Genomic DNA, 23,221 nt, shown 5'->3' on the forward strand with positions numbered 1-23,221 from the left:
GCGGCCGCCGATTGGCGCGCGCATTCAGCCTTCGAAGTCGAGACCGCCGAGCCGCACGAGCGGGTCGGCCTGCGTGCGCGACGCGAGATCGATGTCGCGCGCGCCCTGCCACGCGCCCAGCTTTCTCGGCAGTGCGGCCAGGTAGTGCTCGAAGCGCTGCGGGCCGTCGGGTTCCATCAGCCGCTCGATCTCGTCGGAGTCCCACGTCAGTTCGAGATTCAACGGATGCACGAAGCCGCTCACGTGCTCGTGCGGCGCGCTGCGGATCTGCACGCGCGTCGGGTGCCCGTGCCCGCCGTAGGGGACGACGTCGGTCTGCACGTGATCGGCGAAGAACGCGGCGATCGCCTGCGCGATGCGCGGCGCGAATTCGGTATCGAAACGGCGGGCGGTTTCGGGCTGCATGAAGGCGTCTCCTGTACGCCGAAAATCGTAGCACGGCGACGCCGCGTTTCGGCGGATGCGATACCGGTAATCGCGCGTTACCACTTGCTGCATCTATTACGGCCGCGCACCGCCACAATGCTTCGCATCCAGTACCACTTCGCGTGGGAGTCCATCATGAAAAAGATTGCCGCAGTGTGTGTCCTTGCCGGTTCGCTCGCGGTGGCGGGGCCGGCGTCCGCGCATGGCCGCGACGGCGGCGCCGTCATCGGCGCATTGATCGGCGGCGCGGTGCTGGGCGCGATCGTGACGTCGGCGATGAATCCGCCCGTCGCCTATCAGGCACCCGCGTACCAGGTGCCGGCCTATCAGCCGCCGACGTACTATCAGGCGCCCGCGTACCAGCAGCAGGCCTACCCGACCTATCAGCAGGCGCAGTACCAGGACGACGGTCCGAACTATTGCTACGACCGCTACCAGCGTGCGTACGTCTGCGGGGCGCCGGTGCAGCAGGGTGGCTACGTGCAGCCGGCCGGCTGGTAAGCGCCGGCGCGCGGCGTGCGCGCGGGGTGGGTGCCGGTCGGCCGGCACCCACCGACGATCGTTTCGCCGCGCCGGACGACGAAAGGCCCTCGCTCGATGCGAGGGCCTTCGTCTTTTGTGTGGTCGTCCGTACCCCTGCATGGCGCGCCGCCGGCCATCGGCGGGCCGTGCGTGGATACAAACGGTTGCAATTGCGCGTCAGTGGCGATGCCCGCCGCCGTCGCCGCGACCGTGTCCGCCACCGCCGCCTTCGTTCCAGTCGCCGCGGCGTCCGCCGCCGCGCCACCAGCCGTTGCCGCGGTTGCCGCGATCGCCGTCCCAGTGATGGTAGTCGCGTCGGCCGCGATCCCAGTCGCGTCCGCCGCCACCGCCCCAGATATTGACCGTGCCGTACACGGGGGACGGCGCGTACGCGTAGCCGGGATCGGAATAGTAGGGCTGCCCGTAGCCGTATCCGGCGTCCGGGGCGACGACGCAGCCGGCCAGCAGGGTGGCGACGCCGGCGGCAGCAATGAGCTTCAGCATGATGTTCTCCGTTCGTTGCGCTATAAGTACCGCGCCCGGGGATTGCCGGCTGTTTGCAATTGTGTCGCCAAATTACAGGCTCGTAAGGTCTTGCGACGAAAGTGTTAGCATCCGGGGCTCATTTGTTTTTCAGGAGCACATCGATGAAATTCGCGATCCGGGCCGCGCTGGCCGCTTTCTGCGTGACGACGGCCGCCGCCTGCGTGGCCGCGCCGGCCTCCGCGCCCGCCGTGCCGGCGGAGTCGATCAAGATGTTCCCGCAGGCCGCGGCCGGCCAGCAGCGCGTCGTGATCGCGCTGCCCGCGCTCGAGAACGAGGGCGATGCGCGCGTCGAGCTGATGATCGGCAAGACGCTGCAGACCGACTGCAACCAGCAGTGGTTCGGCGGCGAGCTGACCGCCGAGGACGTGAAGGGCTGGGGCTACACGTATTACCGGCTCACCGACGTGAAAGGGCCGGCATCGACGCTGATGGCATGCCCGGGCCAGGCGCCGCAGCAACGCTTCGTGCAGGTGCGCGGTGACGGCCAGCTGCTGCGCTACAACAGCCGCCTGCCGCTCGTCGTCTATGTGCCGGACGGCTTCGACGTGCGCTATCGCGTGTGGCATGCGTCGAAGGACGTGCAGCAAGCTGCGAAGCAGTAACCTTTCGGCGGCGCCTGCCGCTACGCACCGGCCGCGCCGCTCGTGCCGACGAGCGCCGGCCAGGCGGCCAGCGCGGCCTGCGCGATGGCCTCCAGATCGCGGCGGCTCGCGCCGTCGCGCGCCTGAATCGACATGCCCTGCTGGACCGTCACGTAGTAGCGGGCGATCGCGTCGAGATTCGCGTGCGCGGATATTTCGCCGGTCGCGACGCCTTGCGCGAGCCGCTCCCGCAGCGCGTCGACCGTGTGCTCGCGCATCGCGATCAACGTTTGCCGGACCGTATCGGAACGTTCGGCCGGATGCAGCGCCGACAGCACGATCAGGCAGCCGGCCGGCTTCGAGCGCCGCGTGAACACGCGCGCGGTATCCATCAGGTAGCGCTGCACGGCGTCGTGCGCACTGGCCGCCCGTTCGACGCCCCCCCAGATTTCCCGCCCCTCGGTTGCGCCGTAATGCTCGAGCGCTTGCCGGAACAACGCTTCCTTGCTGCCGAAGGCCGCATACAGGCTCGGCGACGCGATGCCCATCGCGGTCGTCAGGTCCGTCATCGACGCTCCTTCGTAGCCGAGACGCCAGAACACCTCCATCGCGCGATCCAGCGCCGCTTCCTTGTCGAAGCTTCTCGGTCGGCCTCGTTCAGCCATTGCGTCCGTTCCTTCGTCGATATCTGTATCGATCGATAAAATAAATCAATTGACTGTGCGGCGCAACTTGCCACATTCTGTGTCGGTCGTTACATAAATGAGGAAAGGAACCGACATGAACCGACTTCAGGGCAAGCGTGCACTCGTCACGGGCGGCAGCCGCGGCATCGGCGCGGCGATCGCGAAACGGCTGGCGGCCGATGGCGCGGACGTGGCGATCACGTATGAAAAATCGGCCGAGCGGGCGCAGGCCGTGGTTGCCGGCATCGAGGCGCTGGGCCGGCGCGCCATCGCGATCCAGGCCGACAGCGCCGATCCGGTCGCCGTGCGCAACGCGGTCGATCGTGCCGCGGAGGCATTCGGCGGACTCGACATCCTCGTCAACAACGCGGGGATTTTCCGGGCCGGATCGCTCGACGACCTCACGCTCGACGACATCGACGCGACGCTGAACGTGAACGTGCGCGCGGTGATCGTCGCGTCGCAGGCGGCGGCGCGGCATCTCGGCGAGGGCGGGCGCATCGTGTCGACCGGCAGTTGCCTCGCGACGCGCGTGCCCGATGCGGGGATGAGCCTCTATGCGGCGAGCAAGGCCGCGCTGATCGGCTGGACGCAGGGGCTCGCGCGCGATCTCGGCCCGCGCGGCATCACGGTCAACATCGTGCATCCGGGGTCGACCGATACCGACATGAACCCGGCCGATGGCGCGCATGCCGATGCGCAGCGTTCGCGGATGGCGATTCAGCAGTACGGCAAGGCCGACGACGTGGCCGCGCTCGTGGCGTTCGTCGTCGGACCGGAAGGGCGGTCGATCAACGGGACCGGATTGACGATCGACGGCGGCGCGAACGCGTAAGGCCGCTGCCCGGCGCGGATTGGCCGGGTGGGGGCGGGTGCGGCGTTGTTCGTTACTGGCAGCCGAGGCGCTGGTGCTCGGCTTCCAGATCGGCCCGTTTGTCGTAGGCGCGCAGTTCGTTGCGTGGCTTGCCGTCCGGGCCCATCCCGCGCACGACCTTCTGGCCGCGGTCCGGTGAGTGCGTGACCGCGTCGATGCCGGCGGCCAGTTCCCGACAGCGGGCGTTGGAGGCGGTGCTTTCCGGGCGCGGGGCTGCCGAGGCAGTGACGTTGGCGATGCCCGGGCTGACGTAGCGTTGCTTGGTGGGGGCCGTGCCGGTGTCGGCGGCGTTGGCCACGGCGGTCATCGCCGAAAGCACGACGAGTGCCGCGATCGTTCGAATCATTCGAGAAGTCCGTGTGCTGAACCGAAGAAGGTTCGGAATTCTACGCAATGTTCGCTGCATGGCTGCGGCGAATGGACGAGCTGCGATTACGTGTCGCACGTCGTGGTGAACGCGCGATTGCATCGCCGTTCGCATACCTTAGTTGCGCTGCACATGCAAGCCACATCCCCGGACCGCCGGACAGCAAAAAGCCCGCTTGCTTTCGCAAAGCGGGCTTCGGCATTTGGTTGCGGGGGTAGGATTTGAACCTACGACCTTCGGGTTATGAGCCCGACGAGCTGCCAGACTGCTCCACCCCGCGGCGCGAAGTGTACTTCGGGTTGATGCGGGGAGTCAATCGATTCCTGCGACGACGGGCTGGTGCCATATCGGGCCTGTTCCTTGAAACGACTGCAGCGCAGTGAAGCCGACGCGTACAACCGAAAATTTTTCACGCTCGCCACAATATTCACGCGCCTGAAACGTCTTCAGACGCATGGAACCGCCACCCACTTCGCAAACGATGACCGACCCAGACCGCGACATCACTGCGACGGTGATGCGTGAACGAACGAGGCTAGGGAATTTCATTCGGCGCCGGATCCGCGACCCGGACGATGCCGAGGACGTTCTGCAGGATGTGCTTCACGAATTCGTACAGGCCTATCGACTTCCCGCGCCAATCGAACAGGCGAGCGCGTGGCTGTTCCGTACCGCGCGCAACCGCATCATCGATCGTTTTCGCAAGAAGAAGGAGCAACCGCTGACCGATCTGCTCGATGCCGACGACGAAGCGGACAGCGAGTATCGCTTGGATCTGGCGCTGCCGGCGCACGATGCCGGCCCCGAGGCGCTCTACGCTCGCACGCTGTTGCTCAAGGCGTTGCAGGATGCGCTCGACGAGTTGCCGGCGAATCAGCGCGAGGTTTTCATCGCGCACGAGCTGGAAGGACAGTCCTTCAAGGAGATGGCCGCGCAAAGCGGTGTCACGCTCAATACGCTGCTCGCGCGCAAACGCTACGCGGTCCTGCATCTGCGTGCTCGACTGCAACCCATTTACGACGAACTGGATATCTAGAGGAGTCGACGGATGAATTTTCGAATCAGATGTGCGGGCAAGGCGCTGCTCGTGGTGGTGGCCATCGGGGTGCTCGGTGGGGTCGTGATGATGTTGTGGAACTGGGTGATGCCGGCGCTATTCGTTGGCGCCCGGACGATCGACTTCGCTCACGCGCTGGGCCTGCTCGTGTTGAGCCGCATCCTGTTCGGCGGATTCCGCGGACACCGCGGCTGGCACGGCCGGCGCCACTGGCGCAAGTGGGAAGCCATGACGCCGGAAGAACGCGAGCAGTTCCGGGCCGCATGGCGATCGCGCGGCAAGCGGCCCACGGAGGAGTGACCATGCGCGAGAAATCAGCGGCCGACTGCAAGCAGAAGGCGGGCGTGATTGCGCCGGTCGTCGATCTGAAGCGTTGCGAAGGCAAGGGCGATTGCGTCACCGTTTGCCCCGAAAACGTGTTCGAGGTCCGGCGCATCGACGAGGCCGATTATCTCGACCTCGGTCTGATGCATCGCTTGAAGCTGCGCGTGCATGGAATGAAGGTCGCGTACACGCCGAATGCGCAAGCCTGTCGGTCATGCGGGCTTTGCGTGACGGCGTGTCCCGAGCGCGCGATCACGCTCGCGAGAAGGGCATAGCGTCGCCCGTGCTCGCCGATGATGGAGCGGTAGCGCCGCAGGCCTGATGGCGGATAGCAGTCGCTGGATACGCCGTCTACGTGATCAAACTCATCAAGGAACGCACTTGGTTTCTACCACCCACGCTCTTTTGCAACGGCTTCATGAAGAGAGCCAGCGCGAAATCATCGCCCGCGCCCGCGCGCAGTTCCAGGGGCCGAACGAGGCGTTTCCGACGCTCGTCGACGAATACGAAGCACTCGCCCCTCGGTTGAGGGGGCGTTTTCTCGAGACGTTCGGCCTGTTCACCGAAGATTTCGAGTCGTCGGCGGGCAGTGCGCTATCGTTGGCCGTGTCGGCGGAAACGGGAAGGTTCTTGCGCAACATGGTGCTCGCGCAACGGCCGACCAGAATTCTCGAACTCGGCAGTTCCTGCGGTGTGTCGACCCTGTATTTCGCCGACGCGCTGCGGACGTTGGGCCGTGGTGTGGTCATCGCGACCGAAGGCGATGCGCTCAAGTGCGCGCGTTTGCGGACTCATGTCGAAGCTGCGGGCCTGGACGGCTATGTCGACTTGCGGGAGGGCGATGTGTTCGAGACGGTTGCCGCGCTGGACGGTACCGTCGACATGGTGTTTATCGACGTATGGGCCGACGCCTATCTGAAGTTGTTCAAGCAGATCGAGCGCTTGCTGCGTCCGGGATCGGTCGTGTTGGCCGACAACATGTACACGGCCGAGGACGCCGTTCGACCGTACAAGCAATACCTCGACGAGGAGCCGCGGTTTTCGACCACGACGCTGGATTTTGAGTCGGGGGTCGAGTTTACGGTTGTCGTTGCTTGAGCGGGGAGTTCTTGTGAATCCGGGGAGGCATGGAGCTTGTCTGGTCCCCCCGACAGGAATCGAACCTGTATCTAGCGCTTAGGAGGCGCTTGTTCTATCCATTGAACTACGGGGAGAGCCAAGTCCGGGCATTCGCGCAAGAGATGGCGAACCGGACGGCGGTGTGGACAGCGCGCAGAGTATAGCAAACGCGCGGCGCGTCGGCGGGGCGGAATGCCCCCGCGACGCGCGTATCGCGTAATCAACCGCGATCGAAACGGAAAATCAGAAATCGACGACGACGAAATCTTCCTTGCCCACGTCGCACAGCGGGCAGCGCCAGTCCGCCGGAATGTCGGCGAAACGCGTGCCGGCCGGAATGCCTTCGTCGGGCAGCCCTTCCGCTTCGTTGTAGACCCACCCGCAAATCAGGCAGACCCAGCTCTGGTATTCGGTTACTTCGCTCATGTTGCGCTCGGGATAATGAAAATTCGGCGATGCCGTCCGCAGCCTGGCCGGCGGACGAAAGGCGCAATGGTACCGGAATTTCGCCGAACGCCTGCGCAACGTCGTTTTAAACGTACGCATCGCGAACAACCGGCGCCGTCGCGTCGGTCGGGCATGCAGTGTATGCTTCGTGAGCCTGTCAATCTGAAGGAGGAAACGATGCTCAACAGAAAGTGGATCGCGGGTGCAGTCTGTGTCGCGGCGCTGGCCGTATCGACGCTCGCGCGCGCCGAAGCGCGTGTGTTCTTCGTCGAGCCGCAGGACGGCGCGACGGTGTCGAGCCCCGTGCACGTGAAGTTCGGTCTCGAAGGCATGGCGCTCAAGCCGGCCGGCGACATGACCCCGGATACCGGTCATCATCATCTGCTGATCGACGGCAAGCCGGTGCCGAAGGGCGACGTGATCCCGGCGACCGACCATTCGCTGCATTTCGGCAAGGCCCAGACCGAAACCGACGTGAAGCTGCCGCCTGGCCAGCACACGCTGACGCTGCAGCTCGGTGACGGCGCGCACCGTTCGTACGGTCCCGAACTGAGCTCGACGATCACGATCAACGTGAAATAACCGCACGTCCCGCGCCGGCGCTCGCCGCGCCGCGCACGGGATCGACCGATCGGCCGGCCGCGGGCATCCGGCCGGCGTTCGGCTGTTTACGCGGGCACGTAAACGGCGACTGGCACCAAAGCGAAAAACCGCCCGCAACCCGCTCACGGCCCCGCGCCGACGCACTTCAGGCGCAACCTGCGGCGCTCGTCCGTCCAGCCAAGCCGATCCCGGCCCGCGCGCCCGGTACAATGGGCGCTTCCGATTTCTCTCTTCGCCGTCTCCCCATGTCGCTCTATTCCATTACCGGCGCGCAGCTCGCGTTCGGTCACGTCGCGTTGCTCGATCACGCGGATTTCTCGCTGGAAGCCGGCGAGCGGGTCGGCCTGATCGGCCGCAACGGCGCGGGCAAGTCGTCGCTGCTGAAGATCGTCGCCGATCTCGCGAAGCCCGACGACGGGCTGGTCACGCGCCAGCAGGAGCTCGTGACGGTCTACGTGCCGCAGGAGCCCGAATTCGAGCCGGGCGCGACGGTGTTCGACGCGGTCGCGTCAGGGCTCGCGCATACGCGCGAACTGCTCGAAGAATACGATTCGATCGCGCACCGCCTCGCGGAGATCCCGGAAGGCGCCGAACACGATGCGCTGCTCGCGCGGATGAACGCGCTGCAGTCGTCGCTGGACGCGCACGACGCGTGGAACTGGCGCACCCGCGTGTCGATGACGCTCGCGCAGATCGGCCTGCAGGACGTCGACGCAAGCGTCGACGCGCTGTCGGGCGGGATGCAGAAGCGCGTCGCGCTGGCGCGCGCGCTGGTGCTGCAGCCCGACGTGCTGCTGCTCGACGAGCCGACCAACCACCTCGACTTCGACGGCATCCGCTGGCTGGAAGAGCTGCTCGTCGCGCAGCGCGCGGGCCTGCTGTTCATCACCCACGATCGCGCATTCCTCGACCGCGTCGCGACGCGCATCGTCGAGCTCGATCGCGGCCGGTTGCTGTCGTACCCGGGCAATTTTTCCGCGTACCAGACGCGCAAGGCGCAGCAGCTCGAAGTCGAGCGCGTGGAGAACGAGAAGTTCGACAAGCTGCTCGCGCAGGAAGAAGTGTGGATCCGCAAGGGCGTCGAAGCGCGCCGTACGCGCAGCGTGGGCCGCATCGCGCGGCTCGTGCAGATGCGCAACGAGCGCGCAGAGCGCCGCAATGCGCAGGGCAACGTGAAGCTGGACGTCGCGCAGGGCGAGAAGTCCGGCAAGATCGTCGCGGAGCTGACCGACGTGACGAAGCGTTACGGCGGCCGCACGGTAGTCGACCGCTTCTCGACGACGGTCATGCGCGGCGACAAGATCGGCTTCGTCGGCCCGAACGGCGCCGGCAAGACCACGTTGCTGAAACTGATCCTCGGCGACCTGAAGCCCGACGAAGGCACGGTGCGCACCGGCACGAACCTGCAGGTCGCGTATTTCGACCAGATGCGCGCGCAGCTCGACCAGGAGAAGAGCCTCGCGGATACGATCAGCCCCGGCAGCGAATGGGTCGAGATCGGCGGCGTGCGCAAGCACGTGATGAGCTATCTCGGCGATTTCCTGTTCGCGCCGGAACGCGCGCGTTCGCCGGTGAAGTCGCTGTCCGGCGGCGAGCGCAACCGGCTGCTGCTCGCGCGCCTGTTCGCGCGCCCGGCCAACGTGCTGGTGCTCGACGAACCGACCAACGACCTCGACATCCCGACGCTCGAACTGCTCGAAGAGCTGCTGGCCGACTACGACGGCACGGTGCTGCTCGTCAGCCACGATCGCGCGTTCCTCGACAACGTCGTGACGTCGGTGATCGCGGCGGAGGGCGACGGCAAGTGGCGCGAATATGTCGGCGGCTTCACCGACTGGCAGATCCAGAGCGAGCGCTCGGAGCAGCTCGCGCAGCAGGAAGCGGCGAAGCGCGCGGTCAAGGAAGCGGCGCCCGCGAAGGACGAGCCGGCGAAGAGCGCGGCCGGCCGCAACGCGCAGCGCACGGTGAAGCTGTCGTTCAACGAGCAGCGCGAGCTCGATTCGCTGCCGGAGAAGATCGCCGCGCTCGAAGCCGAGCAGAAGACGATCAATGCGCAACTCGAGGACGGCTCGATTTTCGCGAAGGACCCGCAGGAAGGCACGCGCCTGACCGAGCGGTTCGCGGCGATCGACGACGAATTGCTCGCCGCGCTCGAACGGTGGGAAACGCTCGAGGCGAAGCGCAAGCCAGTGTGACGCGTGCCGCGCGCGCCGATCCCGCGATTGGCGCGCCACGCGGAACCAGTAAAATACCGCGCGTTCAGGGGCGCGCAGCGCACGCCGCGCGCCCGCTTTCGGAGCAGTCCAAGCACACCGTTGTTTCGATTCGCTTTTTTACGGAACTCAACGTTTTGTCCACGACGTTATCCACACGAGGTGTGGACAACGTCCCGATGAATGACGAAATTCAGCGCCTATGTCAACGAAGAAACCCAGCGCGGCCTATAGCGAAGCATCGATCAAGGTGCTCAAGGGTCTCGAGCCGGTCAAGCAGCGGCCCGGCATGTACACCCGTACCGAGAATCCGCTGCACATCATCCAGGAAGTCATCGACAACGCGTCCGACGAGGCGCTCGGCGGCTACGGCAAGCAGATCACGGTCACGCTGCACGCCGACCAGTCGGTCTCGGTCGAGGACGACGGCCGCGGCATCCCGTTCGGCATGCACCCCGAAGAAGGCGTGCCGGTCGTCGAGATCGTGTTCACGCGCCTGCACGCGGGCGGCAAGTTCGACAAGGCCGCGGGCGGCGCGTATACGTTCTCGGGCGGCCTGCACGGCGTCGGCGTATCGGTGACGAACGCACTCGCGACGCGACTCGACGTGACGGTGTGGCGCGACGGCAAGATCGCCGAACTCGGCTTCGCCGACGGCGACGTCGTGAAGCCGCTGTCCACGCAAGGCGCGGGCCGCGGCGAGAAGAAATCCGGCACGCGCGTGCAGGTGTGGCCGAATCCGAAGTACTTCGATTCGCCGAACCTGCCGCTCGGCGAGCTGCAGCGCCTGCTGCGCTCGAAGGCGGTGCTGTTGCCGGGCGTCGAGGTCGTGCTCGTCAACGAAAAGACGGGCGAGCGCCAGACGTGGAAGTACGAAGACGGCCTGCGCGGCTACCTGCTCGACGAAATGAACGGCAGCGAGCTGCTGATCCCGCTGTTCGAAGGCGAGCGTTTCGCCGATTCGCGTTCGACCGACGAAACCTTCGCCGAGGGCGAAGGCGCGTCGTGGGTCGTCGCATGGAGCGAGGAAGGTTCGCTCGTGCGCGAGTCGTACGTGAACCTGATTCCGACGCCGGCCGGCGGCACGCACGAGTCGGGCCTGCGCGACGGTCTCTACCAGGCGGTGAAGAGCTTCGTCGAGCTGCACAACCTGCAGCCGAAGGGCGTGAAGCTGCTCGCGGAAGACGTGTTCGCGCGCGTGTCGTTCGTGCTGTCCGCGAAGGTGCTCGATCCGCAGTTCCAGGGGCAGATCAAGGAGCGGCTGAACAGCCGCGACGCGGTGAAGCTCGTGTCGTCGTTCTCGCGTCCGGCGCTCGAACTGTGGCTGAACCAGCACGTCGAGCACGGCAAGAAGCTCGCCGAACTCGTGATCAAGCAGGCGCAGGCGCGCACGCGCGCGGGCCAGAAGGTCGAGAAGCGCAAGAGCTCGGGCGTCGCGGTGCTGCCCGGCAAGCTGACCGATTGCGAGACGGAAGATATCGCGCGCAACGAACTGTTCCTCGTCGAGGGCGACTCGGCGGGCGGCTCCGCGAAGATGGGCCGCGACAAGGAATACCAGGCGATCCTGCCGCTGCGCGGCAAGGTGCTGAACACGTGGGAAACCGAGCGCGACCGCCTGTTCGCGAACAACGAGGTGCACGACATCTCGGTCGCGATCGGCGTCGATCCGCACAGCCCGGACGACGGCGTCGACCTGTCGAACCTGCGCTACGGCAAGATCTGCATCCTGTCGGACGCTGACGTCGACGGCTCGCACATCCAGGTGCTGCTGCTCACGCTGTTCTTCAAGCATTTCCCGCAGCTGATCGAGCGCGGCCACGTGTACGTCGCGCGCCCGCCGCTGTTCCGCGTCGATGCGCCCGCGCGCGGCAAGAAGCCGGCACAGAAGCTCTATGCGCTCGACGACGGCGAGCTCGAGGCGATCCTCGACAAGCTGCGCAAGGACGGCGTGCGCGACACGCAGTGGAGCATCAGCCGCTTCAAGGGCCTCGGCGAAATGAGCGCCGAGCAGTTGTGGGACACGACGATGAACCCCGACACGCGCCGCCTGATGCCGGTGAAGCTCGGCGAGCTCGACTACGAGGCGACCGTCGCGCGGATGACGATGCTGATGGGCAAGGGCGAGGCAGCCGCGCGGCGCGGCTGGCTCGAGGAAAAGGGCAACGACGTCGAAGCGGACATTTAAGCGGAGCATCCGCGCGGCCGGGCATGACGCCCGGCCCGGCCTCACGCCACTTACGAATACGGAATTCAGATGGACGACAATACTTCCGATCTCTTTGCCGGGTCCGATGCACCGGATGCCGAAGCGCTGACGCTCGGCAATTACGCGGAGCAGGCGTATCTCAGCTACGCGGTCAGCGTCGTGAAGAGCCGCGCGCTGCCCGACGTGTGCGACGGCCAGAAGCCGGTGCAGCGCCGGATCCTGTTCGCGATGAACGAAATGGGCCTGGGACCCGACGCGAAGCCGGTGAAGTCGGCGCGCGTGGTTGGCGACGTGCTCGGTAAATACCACCCGCACGGCGACCAGTCGGCGTACGACGCGCTCGTGCGGCTCGCGCAGGATTTCTCGCTGCGCTATCCGCTGATCGACGGGCAGGGCAACTTCGGCTCGCGCGACGGCGACGGCGCGGCGGCGATGCGTTACACGGAAGCGCGCCTCACGCCGATCGCGAAGCTGCTGCTCGACGAGATCGACCAGGGCACGGTCGACTTCATGCCGAACTACGACGGCTCGTTCGAGGAGCCGAAGACGCTGCCGAGCCGCATGCCGTTCGTGCTGCTGAACGGCGCGTCGGGCATCGCGGTCGGCCTCGCGACCGAAATCCCGTCGCACAACCTGCGCGAAGTCGCGGCCGCGGCGGTCGCGCTGATCCGCAATCCAAAGCTCACGCACGCGGAGCTGATGAGCCTGATTCCCGGTCCGGATTTCCCCGGTGGCGGCCAGATCATCTCGAGCGACACCGAAATCTCGGCGGCGTACGAAACGGGGCGCGGCAGCCTGAAGGTGCGCGCGAAGTGGAAGATCGAGGATCTCGCGCGCGGCCAGTGGCAGCTCGTCGTGACCGAACTGCCGCCGAACACGTCGGGCCAGAAGGTGCTCGAGGAAATCGAGGAACTGACCAACCCGAAGCTCAAGCTCGGCAAGAAGACGCTGACGCCCGAGCAGCTCAACACGAAGAAGGCGATGCTCGACCTGCTCGACGCGGTGCGCGACGAGTCGGGCAAGGAAGCGGCGGTGCGGCTCGTGTTCGAGCCGAAGTCGCGCACGATCGACCAGACGGAATTCGTGAACACGCTGCTCGCGTACACGAGCCTCGAATCGAACGCGACGCTGAACCTCGTGATGATCGGCGCGGATGGCCGGCCGGGCCAGAAGGGCCTGCTGACGATCCTCGACGAATGGGTGAAGTTCCGCCAGCTGACGATGACGCGCCGTTGCCGCCATCGTCTCGCGAAGGTCGACGACCGCATCCACATCCTCGAAGGGCGGATGATCGTCTTCCTGAACATCGACGAGGTGATCCGCATCATCCGCGAGTCGGACGAGCCGAAGGCCGCGCTGATGAGCGCGTTTGGCCTCAGCGAGCGGCAGGCCGAGGACATTCTCGAAATCCGCCTGCGCCAGCTCGCGCGGCTCGAGAAGATCAAGATCGAGAAGGAACTCGAAGCGCTGCGCGACGAGAAGGCGAAGCTCGAGGAGCTGCTCGCCAACGACAGCGCGATGAAGCGGCTGATGATCAAGGAGATCGAGGCCGACGCGAAGCAGTACGGCGACGATCGCCGCACGCTGATCCAGCAGGAAAAGCGCGCGACGTTCGAGGCGAAGGTGGTCGACGAGCCGGTGACGGTCGTCGTGTCGCAGAAGGGCTGGGTGCGCGCGCTGAAGGGCCACGGGCTCGACCCGGCCGGCTTCACGTTCAAGGCAGGCGACCACCTGTACGCGGCGTTCCAGTGCCGCACGCCGGATCGCCTGATCGCATGGGGCAGCAGCGGTCGCGTGTATTCGGTCGACGTGTCGGTGCTGCCGGGCGGGCGCGGCGACGGCGTGCCGGTCACGTCGCTGATCGAGCTCGAATCGGGCTCGCACCTGATGCACTACTACGCGGCGCCGGCCGACCAGCAGTTGCTGCTCGCGTCGAGCAACGGCTTCGGCTTCCTCGCGAAGGTCGGCGACATGGTGAGCCGCGTGAAGGCCGGCAAGTCCTTCATGACGATCGATGCGGGCGCGGTGCCGCTCGCGCCGATGCCGGTGCTGCCGAACGCGACGCAGGTCGCGTGCCTGTCGAGCGGCGGGCGCTTGCTGGTGTTCGGGATGGACGAGATGAAGACGCTGTCCGGCGGCGGCCGCGGCGTGATCCTGATGGCGCTCGACGACAAGGAAACGCTCGTGCAGGCGCTGGCGATCGATCCGGCCGGCGTCGTGCTGATCGGCACCGGCCGCGGCGGCAAGGCGCAGGACGACACGCTGTCGTACGCCGGGCTCGCGCCGCACATCGGCAAGCGCGCACGCAAGGGCCGCACGCCGGAGACGAAGCTCAAGGTCGTCAACGAGCTGCGCCCGCTGCTCAGCTGACGCCGCGCGGGGCGTCCGGATCGTCCGGTTCGACGGTTCGGCCGCGATCGAAGGCCGCACGTCCGCTTCGGCGGCCGTGCGGCTTTTTCTTTTTTGACGCGGAGATTCGGGTAAGCAAGCGTGGCGCTGTCACGCGGAATTTGCAAAATAGTGTGAAATCGCGCCGAGGGTCTGAACCGCGACGCGACTGGCTGGTCGAACGTCGCTTGATGCCGCGCGCGACGCGGCCGTTCGCTGCCCCCCTCATACAGGATCGTCGCCATGTCCCACGCCGTTGCCGTCGCGCTGTTTCTTCACCTGCTGGCCGTCGCCGTGTGGGTGGGCGGGATGGTCTTCGCGCACTTCTGCCTGCGCCCGGCGCTGTCCGACCTGTCGCCGCAGTTGCGGTTGCCGCTGATCGAAGGCGTGTTCGGCCGCTTCTTCAACTGGGTGTCGGGGGCCGTGATCGTGATCCTGCTGTCCGGCGGTTTCCTGCTGACGAGCTTCGGCGGCGCACATGCGACGTGGTCGCTGCATGCGATGGCCGGGCTCGGCGTCGTGATGATGCTGATCTTCGGGCACATCCGCTTCGCGCTGTTCCCGCGCATTCGCCGTGCGGTGCAGGCGCAGAACTGGCCGGACGGCGCGCGCGCGGTGAACGCGGTGCGCCTGCTCGTCGTCGTGAATCTCGTGCTCGGCGTCGTCACGATCGGTGCGGCCGTGCTGTCGCGCGGTTTCTGACCGGCCGGCGTCCGGCCGCTGCCGGGTCGCCGCGGGCCTGGCGGCACGCGGCGCTACGCGGCCAGCATCGCGTCGAGCAGCCATGAACCGGCCGGCCCCAGCGGCCGGTTGCGCGACCACACCGCATCCACCCGCACGCGGCGCGGCCAGCCGCGCGAGCGCAGCTCGCACAGGCGGTCGCGCGCGAAGTGCTCGACCATCCAGCGCGGCAGTTCCGCCCAGCCGAACCCCAGCACCGCCATCTCCAGCAGCATCAGGTAGCTCGGCGCCAGCCAGTGCTGCGTGCCGACGACGATCCGGTCGTCGGTGCCGCGACCTTCCGTCTTCACGTAGGTATTGAGGCGCAGTTCGCGCACGTCGCGCAGCGCCGCGTGCGGCACCTCGGCGTCGCCGTATTCGGCAAGCACGTGCGTGCGGCCGACGAACAGTCCGATCTCCGATTCCTCCGCCACCGTCGCCGCGCCGATATCGGCCGGGTAGGCCGCGCGCGCGGCCATCAGCCCGAGTTGCGCGCGGCCTTGCTGGATCAGGTCGAGCACGTCGTCGTGCTCGGCGATCTGGCATTCGAGCTCGAGCGCCGGAAAGCGCCGTTCGAGCGCCATCAGCGTCTCTTCGTAGCGCTTCGACTGGTACGTATCGGAGACGACGAGCGTGAGCCGCGCTTCCTCGCCGTGGGCGAGCCGGGCGGCCGTGCGGTCGATCGCCGCGCTGGCCTCGAGCGCGCGCTGCACCTGCGGCAGCAGCGCGCGGCCGGCGTCGGTGAGCGTCGGCGTGCGCGTCGAGCGATCGAACAACTGCACGCCCAGATCGATTTCGAGGTTCGCAATCGCTTCCGACACGGTCGACTGGCGCTTGCCGAGCTTGCGCGCGGCGGCCGTGAACGAGCCGAGCAGCGCCGCTTCGGCGAATGCGAGCAGGGCTTCGGGGGCGTGGTGCATGCAGTGCTCCAGGCGGTTATATATCGGTAAAACCGATGATATCAAACTGGATTCATACGGTATTGCCGATCAAAATGGCCGCCATGGATCAGCTAACGCATTGGAGCGAATCATGAAACAGATCAACAAAACGGTGACGGAGCGCCTGCTGCACGCGCTGACGTTCGAGCTGGTGGCGATCGCGCTGTGCGCGCCGATCGGCGCGTGGCTGCTCGACATGCCGGTGTCGCACGTCGGCGTGCTGACGGTGATGGTGTCGCTGATCGCGATGGCGTGGAACATGACCTTCAACGCGCTGTTCGACCGCTTCGAGCGGCGGGCCGGGTTGTCGCGCACGCTCGGCATGCGGATCGCGCATGCGGTGATGTTCGAACTCGGCCTCGTCGCGATGGTGGTGCCGGTGGCCGCGTGGTGGCTGAACGTGAGCCTCGTCGAGGCGCTGCTGCTCGACCTGGGCATCGTGCTGTTCTTCCTGCCTTACACGTTCTGCTTCAACCTCGCGTACGACGCGCTGCGCGCCCGCTGGATGGCACGCCGGGTCGCGATGCGGGCCGGTTGAGCCGGTGAGGCGAACCGGGCCGGGCAGCGCGACGGCCGCCGCCCGTCAGTGCGCGGCGGCCCACAGCCACACGCTGCAGGCCACGGCGACCGCGCCGTATACGGCATAAACGGGCACCTTGAAGCGCGTGAAGCACAGCGTCGCGAAGGCGCCCGTCAGCCAGTAAACCGGGTCGGCCGGTTCGCGATGCAGGATCTTGACGACGGCGACCACGAGAAAGCCCGTCGTCGCCGCGCGCAGCAGGCGCATCCCGTGCTCGAAGCGCGAATGGCGCTTGAGCCGGAGCAGGTGGTTCTGCGCGAACACGACGAGGCATCCCGACGGAATGAACAGCGCGGCGGTGGCGAGCAGCGCGCCGACCCAGCCGTCGGTCAGGTAGCCGAGAAACGGCACCACGTTCAGCAACGGCCCCGGCGCGACCGGCGACAGCGCGAACGCCAGCGTGAAGTCGTGATCGGAGATGCCGGTCGCCGGCGAGACGAACAGCGTCTTGAGCACCGGCAGCGCGGAGAAGCCGCCGCCGAACAGCGTCATGCCGGCGCCCGCGAGCCGCGGCCACAGCAATTGCGCCTGGTAATCGCCGGGCAACGGCACCGCGAACAGCAGCACCAGCACGCCGAGCAGCACGAGCAGGCTGCGGTCGCGCTTCGACAGCGTGAAATCGACCGCGTCGCGTTGCGGCGGCCCCGTCAGCCAGCCCGCTGCAAACGCGGCGAACAGAATCCCGACGAAAGCGGCCGGACTATGCGCGAAAGCGAGCAGAATCGTCGAGAGCGCGGCGATCGCCTGTTCGAGCCGCGTGCGCGCGAGCGAGCGCAACTGCTTGACCCACGTGACGCCGATCAGCGCGGCGAGCACCATCCCGAAGTGATTGATCAGCATCGGCGCGGCAAGCGAGCGCACGAGCGGCGTCTGATAGAAGATCGCGAACAGCGTCATCAGGATCGAGAACGGCAGCACGCTCGCCATGCCGGCGACCCATGCGCCGGCACGGCCGTGCAGCGTCTGCCCGACCTGCACGGCGACGTTGCAGCCGACGGGGCCCGGTACGAGCCACGCGAGCGCGACGAGATCGCCGAAAACGTGCGGCTCGATGCGCTGCAGCCGCTCCACGTAATGGCGTTCGAGTTGCGCCATCATCGAAAGCCCGCCCCACGAGACGGCCGAAATGCCGGCGACGACCTTGAACAAGGCCCACAGGGAGGCGGGTGCCTCTTCGACACGCGTGGTCGCTTCGACTTCGACGGTTGTCATGATTGTGTGGTTGGCGCAGGGCCAGATCTCTCGCGTAGGGCCGTGCCGGCGGCCCGCCGACACGTCGGCCCTCCCGATTGTCCGCCGCGCATCATGACACTGCCATGCGCGAAAACACCAGTTAATGAACTAAACGATCGGATCGGAACACGAAACAATTGCGGCGGTGCGCAACGCGCGCCGCGGCAGCAGCGGTGCGGCTGTTCAGGCGCCGGTGCTGCCGGTCGCGCGATGCGCGACGACGTTCGGACGATCGCCGCGCACGCCGAAGCGTGCGATCAGCGCGGGAATCGCGTCGGCCGGCACCGGGCGCGAGAACAGGAAGCCCTGCGCCTCGATTTCGCCGAGCGCGGACAGCCACGTGATCTGCTCCTCGGTCTCCGTGCCCTCGACGACGACGGTCAGCCCGAGCGAGCGCGCGAGATGCACGATCGACGACACCATCACGCACACGCTGCGATCGTTCGGGATCGCCTGCACGAACGAGCGGTCGACCTTCAGCGTGTCGACGGAGAAGCGGTGCAGGTACGACAGCGACGAATAGCCGGTGCCGAAATCGTCGAGCGCGATCCGGATGCCGAGCTTTTTCAGCGCGACGATCTTTTCGGACACGAGCTCCGGATATTCCATCATCGCGGTTTCGGTGATCTCGATCTCGAGCCGGTTCGCGTCGATGCCGGTGTCCTGCAGCGCCTGCGAGATCGTCTCGATCAGGTCGCCGCGCCAGAACTGCACGGGCGAGATGTTGACCGCGAGCGTCAGCGTGTCGTGGCCTTCGTCGCGCCAGCGCGCGATCTGCTCGCACGCGGTGCGGATCACGAAGTCGCCGATCGGCACGATCAGGCCGGTCGATTCGGCGATCGAAATGAATTCGTTCGCGGAGATGACGCCGTGCTCGGGGTGATCCCAGCGTGCCAGCGCCTCGAAGCCGGTGATCGTACGGTGCGTGAGGTCGATCTTCGGCTGGTACGCGAGGAACAGCTGCCCCTCGGCGAGCGCGACGCGCAACTGCTGCTCCCAGCGCATCAGGTGGTCGGCGCGGTGCGACAGGTGCGGCGCATAGAACTGGTAGCAGTTCTTGCCGGCGTCCTTCGCGCTGTACATCGCGAGGTCGGCCTTTTTCAGCAGGTCGATCTCGCTTTCGTTCGCGACGGTGTGCAGCGCGATGCCGATGCTCGCATGCAGCACGAACGAGCTGCCGCGTACGTCGAACGGCTCGCTGAACATCCGGATGATCGCTTCCGCGAGCCGCACCGCGCGCCGCTCGACGTCGTCGCCCTTCATCACGACCACGAACTCGTCGCCGCCGATGCGCGCGAGCGAGCCTTCGTCGTCGACCGCGTCGGCGAGGCGCGATGCGGTCATCTGCAGCACGATGTCGCCGGCGTTGTGGCCGAGCGTGTCGTTGACGGTCTTGAAGTTGTCGAGATCGATGAACAGCAGGCCGAGCCGCGACAGGCTCGCGGGCATCGACACGTCGTTGCGCAGCCCGCGCAGCGTCGCATAGCGGTTCGCGAGGCCGGTGAGCAGGTCGTATTCGGCGAGCTGCGTCATTTCGCGCTCGCGGCCGAGCAGCTTGCCGATCAGGCCCGTCGCGACGCCGAAGAACGCGAGCATCGCGAGCGTGATGAAGCTCGTCATCAGCAGGTAGACGTTGCGCGTGTGCGTGTAGTCCGCGAACTCTTCCGTCTGCGACAGCCCGACCATCACGGCGAGCGGGTAGCCGTCGAGGTGGCGGTACGACACGATGCGCGTCACGCCGTCGATCGGATCGATGATCGTGCCGGTCACCCGCTCCGCGATCGGGTAGACGCCCGAGGCCGAAAACGCGCCCGGCGCGTTGTTGACCGACCCCGTGCGCCGCGCGAGCACCGCGCCCGTGTCGGACACGACCGCGATCACGCCTTCCTTGCCGATGGCCGCGTTGTTGTAGAAATCGTTCGTGAAGTAGCTCGGGTCTTCCGACACCACGACGATGCCCGCGAAGCTGCCGTCCGGGTTGTTCAGGCGCCGCGTCATCTGCAGCGTCCAGTGGCTCGACACGCGGCCGAGCACCGGCTTGCTGATGAACAGGCGATCATCGTTGTGCGCGAGGTGGACCTTGAAGTGCTCGCGGTCGGACAGGTTGATCGGCTGCGGATGGAGTTCGGCGGTGTTCGCGAACAGGATGCCCTTCGCGTTGACGAGCGACACCTGGATCAGCGTGTCGCTCGGCACGACGCCTTTCTCGACGGCGCTCGCGAGATTGAAGCGCGCCGGCGATTTCTCGAATTCGAACTTGACGAAGCGGGTGATCTGGTCGACCTGGTGGATCGCCTTGACCGTATGCTGCTCGAGCGCGGACGACAGGATCGCCGCGGAGGCCGCCGCTTCCTTGTACGCGCTGTCCTTTTCAACGGACAGACGCGCGATGATCACGGCCCACAGCAGCGCGAGCGCCAGCATCCCGAGCAGCGGGATGGCAAACAGCGCACGCCGGCGCGATTTGCGCGGCGCGCGCAGCGGCCGGTTCGGCGGCGTGTGGTTGGACCGGGCGGAGCTCATCGAAGAGGGCGGCGTCCTGCTCGCGTGCGCCATCCGTCTGGATGGCCGGCTATGGTTCGGATTGTCCCGACGTCTGTTCGTTCGCGGGACGCGCAACCATGGACAGACCTCCGAAACAACGGATTAGGCCCGATATTACTGGCTGGAACGTTTTTGCGATAGTTGGGTGAAGCGTAGGGCGCCGGACGAGCCGGCGCCATCGCACATCGCGAAATGTCAGTCGGGTGACCGAAACGTGCCGTCGACGACCGTGACGACGCGGCCGCCGATCCAGGTCGTGCCGTCTTCGTCGTAGCTGACGAAGATGCGGCCGTCGCGGCCGATCGCCGTGCCCTGGCGGGCCGTATACGACGGGCCGGGGCGGCGTGCCTGGCGCGTCAGCAGTCCGGCCAGCGCGGCGTTCGCGCTGCCGGTGACGGGATCCTCGCCGGGCGTGCCGAACTGGCCGCCCGTCATCAGGCAGCGGATCTCGAACGTCGCGGGGCCGCCTTCGGCATGCGGCGCGTAGGCGGCGAGGCCGTCCACGCCGTAACGCCGGGTGAGCGCGGCCAGCGCGGCCGGATCGGGCGACAGGCCGATGCACGCATCGGCCGACTTCAGCCGCACGACCAGCCACGGCGCGCCGTTGTCGACCGCGCACGGCTCGGCATCGAGGTCGAGCGCGTCGCTGCGCAGCGCGGCGGCCAGTACCGCGTAGTCCGAACGGTCGAGCGGCGTGACGCGTGCCGGCGGCGCGGCGAACGCCCAGCCGTCGGCCTGCTCGCGCAGCGCGACCCGGCCGACTCCGCACTGCTGGATCAGCCGGCCCGGCGTGCGCGGCCGCGCGCCGCTTTCGAGGAACGCATGCGCGGTGCCGAGCGTCGGGTGACCGGCGAACGGCAGTTCGCCGCCCGTCGTGAAGATCCGCACGCGATAGTCGGCTTCCGGATCGGTGGGCGTGCAGAGAAACGTCGTTTCCGACAGGTTCGTCCAGCGGGCGATCTCGAGCATGGCGTCGTCGCCGAGCGAATCGGCGTCGAACACCACGGCAAGCGGATTGCCCTTGAACGGCGCCGACGTGAACACGTCGACCTGCTGGAAACGAACGAGACGGCCGGACATCGCGATGTGCCCGTTACGCGACTTCGGCGATCAGTTCGATCTCGACGCACGCGCCGAGCGGGATCTGCGCGACGCCGAATGCCGAGCGCGCATGCTTGCCCGCGTCGCCGAACACTTCCGCGATCAGCTCCGACGCGCCGTTCGTCACGACGTGCTGTTCGGTGAAGTCGAGCGTCGAGTTGACGAGGCTCATCAGCTTGACGATGCGCGTGACCTTGTTCAGGTCGCCGGTGTGCGCGTGCAGCGTCGCGAGCAGGTCGATCGCGATCGAGCGGGCGGCGGCCTTGCCGTCTTCCGTTTGCAGATCCGCGCCGAGCTTGCCGGCCCAGACCTTGCCGTCCTTCTTCGCGATGTGGCCCGACAGGTAGACCGTATTGCCGCTTTGCGCGCTCATCACGTAGGCGGCAGCCGGGGCGCCGGCGGTCGGGAGTTCGATGCCGAGCGATTTCAGTTTGTCGTAGACGTTTGCCATGTGTTCGATTCCTCGTAGAGAGTCGTGACAGGAAAAAGGGGATCAGAGGCGCTCGCGCAGCAGCTTGCCGAGGCGCGCGACGCCTTCCTCGATCTTCTCGGGCGGCACCGTCACGAACGACAGGCGCAGCGTGTTCTGCTGCGCGTTCTCCGCGAAGAACGGCGCGCCCGGCACGAAGGCGACGTGGTTGTCGACGGCCGCGGCGAGCAGCTTCATGCTGTCGATCTGCGCGGGCAGGTTCACCCAGATGAACATCCCGCCTTCCGGGCGGTTCCACGTGACGCCTTCCGGCATGTGGCGCGCGAGCGCGCCGAGCATCGCGTCGCATTGCGCGCTGTAGAGCGCGCGGATCGTCGGGATGTGCTCGTCGAGGAAGCCGTCCTTGATCACTTCGTGCGCGATGCGCTGCGTGAGCGTCGGCGTGTGCAGGTCGGTGGCCTGCTTGGCCTGCACGAGCTTGAAGTGGAGTTCCTCGGGCGCGATGATGTAGCCGATCCGCAGGCCCGGCGCGAGCACCTTCGAGAACGTGCCGAGGTGCACGACGTGGTCGGGCGCCATCGACAGCATCGTCGGCAGCGGCTCGCCCTGGTAGTTCAGCGCGCCGTACGGATCGTCCTCGAGCACCGGGAACGGGCTCGTCTGCGCGAACGCGGCGAGCGCGCGGCGGCGCTCGACGGGCAGGCGGCGGCCGGTCGGGTTCTGGAAGTTCGGCTGCGCGTACAGCAGGCGCGCGCCTTGTGTGAGTCCGGGCGTGAGGCCTTCCGGCAGCAGGCCCTGCTCGTCGGTCGGCACCTGCACGTAGCGCGGCTCGTACAGCGAGAACGATTGCAGCGCGCCGAGGTAGGTCGGCGTTTCGACGAGGATCGGGCTGTTCGGGTCGATCAGCGCCTTGCCGAGCAGGTCGAGCGCTTGCTGCGAGCCGGTCGTGATCAGCACCTGCGACACGCGCACGCTGTAGCGCTCGGCGATCCATTCGCGCAGCGGCAGGTAGCCTTCGGTCGCGCTGTACTGGAGCGCGGCGGCCGGCGCGTCGCGCAGCACGCGGTCGGCGGCGGCGCGCATGCGTTCCGCCGGGAACGTCGCGGGGGCGGGCAGGCCGCCGGCGAACGAGATGACCTCGGGGCGTTCCGTGACCTTCAGGATCTCGCGGATCGCAGAGCTCGTCAGCTTGCGGGCGCGTTCGGAAAGCTGCCAGTGCGGCGGATGCAGGTCGCTCGGATTCATAGTCTCCTCGTTCGGATATCGTGGTCAGTCAAGAAAGGTCGTTCGGGCGAATCGCTTCGACGCCGCCG

General features: G+C 66.9%; 24 protein-coding genes and 2 tRNA genes. 13 read left to right on the forward strand and 13 right to left on the reverse strand.

All coding sequences use genetic code 11. From position 1 onward, the window contains the following. Positions 1 to 24: 24 nt before the first annotated feature. Positions 25 to 405 carry a DUF5594 family protein gene (locus DFS13_RS14100; RefSeq protein ID WP_006487642.1) on the reverse strand — a complete coding sequence of 127 codons (381 nt, stop codon included), beginning with the start codon at positions 403 to 405 and terminating at the stop codon, positions 25 to 27. Between the two features lie 117 nt (positions 406 to 522). On the opposite strand from DFS13_RS14100, the gene DFS13_RS14105 reads away from it, so the two are divergent. After that, on the forward strand, positions 523 to 927 hold the full coding sequence (locus DFS13_RS14105) for a hypothetical protein (protein ID WP_077188834.1): 405 nt from the start codon (positions 523 to 525) through the stop codon (positions 925 to 927). Positions 928 to 1,125: 198 nt separating this feature from the next. On the opposite strand, the gene DFS13_RS14110 is transcribed toward DFS13_RS14105, so the two are convergent. Continuing rightward, complete coding sequence (locus tag DFS13_RS14110; protein ID WP_006478153.1) at positions 1,126 to 1,452, reverse strand: hypothetical protein; 327 nt, start codon at positions 1,450 to 1,452, stop codon at positions 1,126 to 1,128. Positions 1,453 to 1,595: 143 nt separating this feature from the next. Between DFS13_RS14110 and eco the strand changes: the two genes are divergently transcribed. After that, complete coding sequence (gene eco, locus DFS13_RS14115; RefSeq protein WP_006497142.1) at positions 1,596 to 2,096, forward strand: serine protease inhibitor ecotin; 501 nt, start codon at positions 1,596 to 1,598, stop codon at positions 2,094 to 2,096. 20 nt (positions 2,097 to 2,116) lie between these two features. On the opposite strand, the gene DFS13_RS14120 is transcribed toward eco, so the two are convergent. Then, a complete protein-coding gene (locus tag DFS13_RS14120) occupies positions 2,117 to 2,740 on the reverse strand; it encodes a TetR/AcrR family transcriptional regulator (RefSeq protein WP_006487662.1) in 624 nt (207 codons plus the stop codon). Positions 2,741 to 2,855: 115 nt separating this feature from the next. Here DFS13_RS14120 and DFS13_RS14125 point away from each other — a divergent pair, with 115 nt between their 5' ends. After that, the gene (locus DFS13_RS14125) at positions 2,856 to 3,596 is read left to right on the forward strand and encodes an SDR family NAD(P)-dependent oxidoreductase (protein WP_048985630.1); all 741 of its coding nucleotides are present in this window, start codon (positions 2,856 to 2,858) and stop codon (positions 3,594 to 3,596) included. A 52-nt stretch (positions 3,597 to 3,648) separates the two neighbouring features. On the opposite strand, the gene DFS13_RS14130 is transcribed toward DFS13_RS14125, so the two are convergent. Continuing rightward, entirely contained in the window at positions 3,649 to 3,981 is a 333-nt protein-coding gene (locus tag DFS13_RS14130; RefSeq protein WP_006487649.1) for a hypothetical protein, read from the reverse strand. Positions 3,982 to 4,205: 224 nt separating this feature from the next. Then, positions 4,206 to 4,282: transfer RNA gene (locus DFS13_RS14135), tRNA-Met, on the reverse strand. 174 nt (positions 4,283 to 4,456) lie between these two features. Between DFS13_RS14135 and DFS13_RS14140 the strand changes: the two genes are divergently transcribed. Genes DFS13_RS14140 through DFS13_RS14155 form a run of 4 tightly spaced genes read left to right on the forward strand, consistent with a single transcriptional unit; the run spans position 4,457 to position 6,481 of the window. Beyond that, positions 4,457 to 5,038, forward strand: a complete 582-nt coding sequence (locus DFS13_RS14140; protein WP_006487651.1) for an RNA polymerase sigma factor — start codon at positions 4,457 to 4,459, stop codon at positions 5,036 to 5,038. Between the two features lie 12 nt (positions 5,039 to 5,050). Continuing rightward, on the forward strand, positions 5,051 to 5,359 hold the full coding sequence (locus tag DFS13_RS14145; RefSeq protein ID WP_006487637.1) for a hypothetical protein: 309 nt from the start codon (positions 5,051 to 5,053) through the stop codon (positions 5,357 to 5,359). A 2-nt stretch (positions 5,360 to 5,361) separates the two neighbouring features. Further along, positions 5,362 to 5,658, forward strand: a complete 297-nt coding sequence (locus DFS13_RS14150) for a 4Fe-4S dicluster domain-containing protein (RefSeq protein ID WP_006487655.1) — start codon at positions 5,362 to 5,364, stop codon at positions 5,656 to 5,658. Between the two features lie 46 nt (positions 5,659 to 5,704). Further along, complete coding sequence (locus tag DFS13_RS14155; RefSeq protein ID WP_373863188.1) at positions 5,705 to 6,481, forward strand: O-methyltransferase; 777 nt, start codon at positions 5,705 to 5,707, stop codon at positions 6,479 to 6,481. A 41-nt stretch (positions 6,482 to 6,522) separates the two neighbouring features. Here DFS13_RS14155 and DFS13_RS14160 read toward each other — a convergent pair. Then, a tRNA-Arg gene (locus tag DFS13_RS14160) sits at positions 6,523 to 6,597 on the reverse strand. Between the two features lie 148 nt (positions 6,598 to 6,745). Continuing rightward, positions 6,746 to 6,928 carry a rubredoxin gene (locus tag DFS13_RS14165; RefSeq protein WP_006478164.1) on the reverse strand — a complete coding sequence of 61 codons (183 nt, stop codon included), beginning with the start codon at positions 6,926 to 6,928 and terminating at the stop codon, positions 6,746 to 6,748. 198 nt (positions 6,929 to 7,126) lie between these two features. On the opposite strand from DFS13_RS14165, the gene DFS13_RS14170 reads away from it, so the two are divergent. From DFS13_RS14170 to DFS13_RS14190, 5 genes are all read left to right on the forward strand, one after another. Then, the gene (locus tag DFS13_RS14170; protein ID WP_011694346.1) at positions 7,127 to 7,531 is read left to right on the forward strand and encodes a DUF4399 domain-containing protein; all 405 of its coding nucleotides are present in this window, start codon (positions 7,127 to 7,129) and stop codon (positions 7,529 to 7,531) included. A 230-nt stretch (positions 7,532 to 7,761) separates the two neighbouring features. Then, entirely contained in the window at positions 7,762 to 9,747 is a 1,986-nt protein-coding gene (locus tag DFS13_RS14175) for an ATP-binding cassette domain-containing protein (RefSeq protein ID WP_171984060.1), read from the forward strand. A gap of 220 nt (positions 9,748 to 9,967) precedes the next feature. Then, positions 9,968 to 11,950, forward strand: coding sequence for a DNA topoisomerase IV subunit B (gene parE, locus DFS13_RS14180; protein ID WP_077188887.1), 1,983 nt, complete (start codon positions 9,968 to 9,970; stop codon positions 11,948 to 11,950). A 69-nt stretch (positions 11,951 to 12,019) separates the two neighbouring features. After that, positions 12,020 to 14,341: a DNA topoisomerase IV subunit A gene (gene parC, locus DFS13_RS14185; protein WP_111441828.1), complete on the forward strand. Its 2,322-nt coding sequence runs from the start codon at positions 12,020 to 12,022 to the stop codon at positions 14,339 to 14,341. Positions 14,342 to 14,602: 261 nt separating this feature from the next. Next, complete coding sequence (locus tag DFS13_RS14190) at positions 14,603 to 15,061, forward strand: CopD family protein (RefSeq protein ID WP_006487629.1); 459 nt, start codon at positions 14,603 to 14,605, stop codon at positions 15,059 to 15,061. A 53-nt stretch (positions 15,062 to 15,114) separates the two neighbouring features. Here DFS13_RS14190 and DFS13_RS14195 read toward each other — a convergent pair whose 3' ends face one another. Next, complete coding sequence (locus tag DFS13_RS14195) at positions 15,115 to 15,999, reverse strand: LysR family transcriptional regulator (RefSeq protein WP_006487670.1); 885 nt, start codon at positions 15,997 to 15,999, stop codon at positions 15,115 to 15,117. Positions 16,000 to 16,111: 112 nt separating this feature from the next. Between DFS13_RS14195 and DFS13_RS14200 the strand changes: the two genes are divergently transcribed. Beyond that, a complete protein-coding gene (locus tag DFS13_RS14200) occupies positions 16,112 to 16,558 on the forward strand; it encodes a multidrug/biocide efflux PACE transporter (RefSeq protein ID WP_034201481.1) in 447 nt (148 codons plus the stop codon). 45 nt (positions 16,559 to 16,603) lie between these two features. On the opposite strand, the gene DFS13_RS14205 is transcribed toward DFS13_RS14200, so the two are convergent. The 5 genes from DFS13_RS14205 to DFS13_RS14230 all read right to left on the reverse strand — a co-directional run bounded on the left by DFS13_RS14205 (position 16,604) and on the right by DFS13_RS14230 (position 23,153). Then, positions 16,604 to 17,812 (reverse strand): chromate transporter, encoded by a 1,209-nt coding sequence (locus DFS13_RS14205; RefSeq protein ID WP_006487623.1) that lies wholly within the window; start codon positions 17,810 to 17,812, stop codon positions 16,604 to 16,606. A 204-nt stretch (positions 17,813 to 18,016) separates the two neighbouring features. Then, entirely contained in the window at positions 18,017 to 20,356 is a 2,340-nt protein-coding gene (locus DFS13_RS14210; RefSeq protein ID WP_006487653.1) for an EAL domain-containing protein, read from the reverse strand. Between the two features lie 216 nt (positions 20,357 to 20,572). Beyond that, complete coding sequence (locus DFS13_RS14220) at positions 20,573 to 21,457, reverse strand: PhzF family phenazine biosynthesis protein (RefSeq protein ID WP_111441829.1); 885 nt, start codon at positions 21,455 to 21,457, stop codon at positions 20,573 to 20,575. 13 nt (positions 21,458 to 21,470) lie between these two features. Then, positions 21,471 to 21,929 carry a RidA family protein gene (locus DFS13_RS14225; protein WP_006478174.1) on the reverse strand — a complete coding sequence of 153 codons (459 nt, stop codon included), beginning with the start codon at positions 21,927 to 21,929 and terminating at the stop codon, positions 21,471 to 21,473. A 42-nt stretch (positions 21,930 to 21,971) separates the two neighbouring features. Next, positions 21,972 to 23,153: a PLP-dependent aminotransferase family protein gene (locus DFS13_RS14230; protein WP_006497073.1), complete on the reverse strand. Its 1,182-nt coding sequence runs from the start codon at positions 23,151 to 23,153 to the stop codon at positions 21,972 to 21,974. Between the last annotated feature and the right edge of the window lie 68 nt (positions 23,154 to 23,221).

Origin of the sequence: Burkholderia sp. 28_3, assembly GCF_003253915.1 — a bacterium.
Taxonomy (GTDB): domain Bacteria; phylum Pseudomonadota; class Gammaproteobacteria; order Burkholderiales; family Burkholderiaceae; genus Burkholderia; species Burkholderia cenocepacia.

Coding starts and splice junctions, on each gene's coding strand:
- DFS13_RS14230 (WP_006497073.1), bottom strand. CDS start 23,153: ATGAATCCGAGCGACCTGCATCCGCCGCACTGGCAGCTTTCCGAACGC.
- DFS13_RS14155 (WP_373863188.1), top strand. CDS start 5,705: ATGGCGGATAGCAGTCGCTGGATACGCCGTCTACGTGATCAAACTCAT.
- DFS13_RS14210 (WP_006487653.1), bottom strand. CDS start 20,356: ATGAGCTCCGCCCGGTCCAACCACACGCCGCCGAACCGGCCGCTGCGC.
- eco (WP_006497142.1), top strand. CDS start 1,596: ATGAAATTCGCGATCCGGGCCGCGCTGGCCGCTTTCTGCGTGACGACG.
- DFS13_RS14105 (WP_077188834.1), top strand. CDS start 523: ATGCTTCGCATCCAGTACCACTTCGCGTGGGAGTCCATCATGAAAAAG.
- DFS13_RS14110 (WP_006478153.1), bottom strand. CDS start 1,452: ATGCTGAAGCTCATTGCTGCCGCCGGCGTCGCCACCCTGCTGGCCGGC.
- DFS13_RS14225 (WP_006478174.1), bottom strand. CDS start 21,929: ATGGCAAACGTCTACGACAAACTGAAATCGCTCGGCATCGAACTCCCG.
- DFS13_RS14165 (WP_006478164.1), bottom strand. CDS start 6,928: ATGAGCGAAGTAACCGAATACCAGAGCTGGGTCTGCCTGATTTGCGGG.
- DFS13_RS14190 (WP_006487629.1), top strand. CDS start 14,603: ATGTCCCACGCCGTTGCCGTCGCGCTGTTTCTTCACCTGCTGGCCGTC.
- DFS13_RS14170 (WP_011694346.1), top strand. CDS start 7,127: ATGCTCAACAGAAAGTGGATCGCGGGTGCAGTCTGTGTCGCGGCGCTG.
- DFS13_RS14145 (WP_006487637.1), top strand. CDS start 5,051: ATGAATTTTCGAATCAGATGTGCGGGCAAGGCGCTGCTCGTGGTGGTG.
- DFS13_RS14140 (WP_006487651.1), top strand. CDS start 4,457: ATGGAACCGCCACCCACTTCGCAAACGATGACCGACCCAGACCGCGAC.
- DFS13_RS14130 (WP_006487649.1), bottom strand. CDS start 3,981: ATGATTCGAACGATCGCGGCACTCGTCGTGCTTTCGGCGATGACCGCC.
- DFS13_RS14205 (WP_006487623.1), bottom strand. CDS start 17,812: ATGACAACCGTCGAAGTCGAAGCGACCACGCGTGTCGAAGAGGCACCC.
- DFS13_RS14100 (WP_006487642.1), bottom strand. CDS start 405: ATGCAGCCCGAAACCGCCCGCCGTTTCGATACCGAATTCGCGCCGCGC.
- parE (WP_077188887.1), top strand. CDS start 9,968: ATGTCAACGAAGAAACCCAGCGCGGCCTATAGCGAAGCATCGATCAAG.
- DFS13_RS14200 (WP_034201481.1), top strand. CDS start 16,112: ATGAAACAGATCAACAAAACGGTGACGGAGCGCCTGCTGCACGCGCTG.
- DFS13_RS14175 (WP_171984060.1), top strand. CDS start 7,762: ATGGGCGCTTCCGATTTCTCTCTTCGCCGTCTCCCCATGTCGCTCTAT.
- DFS13_RS14220 (WP_111441829.1), bottom strand. CDS start 21,457: ATGTCCGGCCGTCTCGTTCGTTTCCAGCAGGTCGACGTGTTCACGTCG.
- DFS13_RS14125 (WP_048985630.1), top strand. CDS start 2,856: ATGAACCGACTTCAGGGCAAGCGTGCACTCGTCACGGGCGGCAGCCGC.
- parC (WP_111441828.1), top strand. CDS start 12,020: ATGGACGACAATACTTCCGATCTCTTTGCCGGGTCCGATGCACCGGAT.
- DFS13_RS14195 (WP_006487670.1), bottom strand. CDS start 15,999: ATGCACCACGCCCCCGAAGCCCTGCTCGCATTCGCCGAAGCGGCGCTG.
- DFS13_RS14120 (WP_006487662.1), bottom strand. CDS start 2,740: ATGGCTGAACGAGGCCGACCGAGAAGCTTCGACAAGGAAGCGGCGCTG.
- DFS13_RS14150 (WP_006487655.1), top strand. CDS start 5,362: ATGCGCGAGAAATCAGCGGCCGACTGCAAGCAGAAGGCGGGCGTGATT.